The organism is Oleiphilus sp. HI0043 (assembly GCF_001634935.1).
In genome coordinates this window covers 1-2,332 of sequence record NZ_LWEY01000902.1, presented here as the reverse complement: position 1 = coordinate 2,332, position 2,332 = coordinate 1, and the positions used below count along the sequence as shown (strand labels likewise).

Here is a 2,332-nt window from a genome sequence, read left to right as displayed (position 1 = left end):
AAATGACCTGAAAGGTAAACGAATTAATATAGGTAATAAAGGCTCTGGTCATCGTGCCACTATGGAAATTCTCATGCAGGCACTCGGCTGGGGAAGCAGCCTTTTTTCACAAGTATCTGAACTCAGCTCCTCAGATCAATCAAAAGCACTATGCGACAAGCAGTTTGATGCCATGATTTTTATGGCTGGGCATCCTAGCGCCTCGATTAAAGCTGCGACCTCAGATTGCGATAGCATTCTTATTGATGTTGAAGGTTCCGAAGTTAATCAGCTAGTCACTGACAACGCATATTATCACGAAGTCACCATTCCGGCTGGTATGTACCGAGGCAACCCAAATGAAATAAAATCATTTGGCGTAGGTGCGACACTAGTAAGCTCTAAAGATACACCCGACGAGGTTATCTACCAGTTAACCAAGTCAGTATTTGAAAATTTCCTCGAGTTTAAAAAACTTCACCCTGCATTCCATGCTCTCGATAAGACCAAAATGGTTAAAGAAGGCTTATCAGCCCCCTTACATGCCGGAGCAGTTCGCTACTACAAAGAAGTAGGTTTGTTGAATTAGTCAGCTGCCAATATTCTTTCAGTTGTTCTGTGGCCCACTAGAGGGTTAGCACAAGCTTAATCAAGCGCGAAGAAAAAACCTCTGCAAGAGATTAAGACCAGAAACAAAAAAGCACCACTCGAATGAGCAGTGCTTTGCTAGCAAGAAGGGAAAGCCTAACTTAGTGCTTAGGTGCTACTTAGAAAGCAGCGAAATATCTGCCACTCGCAGGAATAGCTCGCGCAGCTGACTCAACAAGGCTAAGCGATTATTCTTCAACGCTTCATCATCGGCCATAACCATGACATCTTCAAAGAACTGGTCAACAACTTTTTGAAGACTTGATAGCTCAGTCAAAGCAGCTTGGTAGTTACCTTGGTCAAACAATGGCGTTACAGTTTTTGCTAGGCTATCTACCTGAGCTGCCAAATCCTTTTCAGCTTGCTCAATCAGCTTACTCTGGTCGACCTGATCTGCCAACTCGCCCTTATTCTTCGCCAGAATATTGGAAACACGCTTATTGGCTGCCGATAAGGCTGAAGCCGCTTCGAGGCCCAAAAAGTTGCTAACCGCTTTGATGCGCTGATCAAAGTCGACCGGACGTGTAGGCCTACGAGCGTTAACCGCTAAGAAGACTTCAGCAGATACATTTTCATCCTGATACCAGGCACGGAAACGTTCCAACATGTAGTTCAATAAGTCTTCTTGGACACTATTGTTTTCCAAGCCTTCGTATTGCTCTAGCGACCAATTAATTAGGTCAACCAGATCAAGATCCAATTGCTCTTCAACAATGATTCGAAGCACACCTAAAGAAGCACGGCGCAAGGCAAATGGGTCTTTAGTACCCGTTGGAGGCTGATTGATACCAAATAGACCAACCAGTGAATCAAGTTTCTCAGCAATAGAAAGTGCACAACCCGTTTTTGTGGTCGGCAAGCTGTCGCCCGCAAACTTAGGCATGTACTGCTCATTCAACGCTAAAGCAACTTCTTTAGATTCTCCATCGTGCACAGCATAATGATAACCCATGGTTCCCTGTAAATCAGAGAACTCTAGAACCATTTCTGTCACCAGGTCAGATTTAGCTAGCTCTCCTGCACGCTCTGCATCGGACGCATTGCCACCAATTGCTGCGCCAATCTTCGCAGCTAGCTTTGATACACGTTCAGTTTTATCGTAAACCGTTCCCAATTTACTCTGGAAGACAATTTTCTTTAACTGCTCACGACGCGAGGCCAAAGTGGACTTCTTATCCGTTTCAAAGAAGAAGGCCGCGTCTGCCAGGCGAGGACGAATAACACGCTCGTTACCCTGAATTACCTGCTGAGGGTCCTTACTTTCGATATTCGCTAGCGTGATGAAGTTTGGTAGCATCTCGCCATTCTTATCCAAAGCATGGAAATACTTCTGATGCTCTTTCATCGAAGAAATCAGTGCTTCTGTCGGCACCTCCAAAAAGCGCTCGTCGAAGCGGCCGACTAAAGGTACGGGCCACTCATTTAGAGACGCGACTTCGTCCAACAAGTCTTCATCAATCACAGCCACACCACCAATACCTTCAGCAGCAGCCGTCACACCCTGACGAACCTTTTCCTTACGCTGATCATAATCTGCAATCACTTTGCCTAGCTCTAACAATAGAACTTCGTAGTCATCTGCTTTAGTAATTTCAATCTCACCCTGACTATGGAAGCGGTGACCGCGAGTCTTTCGACCAGCTGGAATATCCAGAATACTGCCTTCTACAACCTCATCACCGAAAATCATCAATACCCACTGCAG

General features: G+C 45.5%; 2 protein-coding genes. One reads left to right on the top strand and one right to left on the bottom strand.

The features are described 5' to 3' along the window. On the top strand, nucleotides 1-568 hold a 568-nt coding region (locus A3729_RS10185), incomplete at its 5' end, for a TAXI family TRAP transporter solute-binding subunit (RefSeq protein WP_156497866.1). 174 nt (nucleotides 569-742) lie between these two features. Here A3729_RS10185 and glyS read toward each other — a convergent pair. After that, the coding region (gene glyS / locus A3729_RS10180) for a glycine--tRNA ligase subunit beta (protein WP_068633779.1) at nucleotides 743-2,332 on the bottom strand (1,590 nt) is incomplete at its 5' end.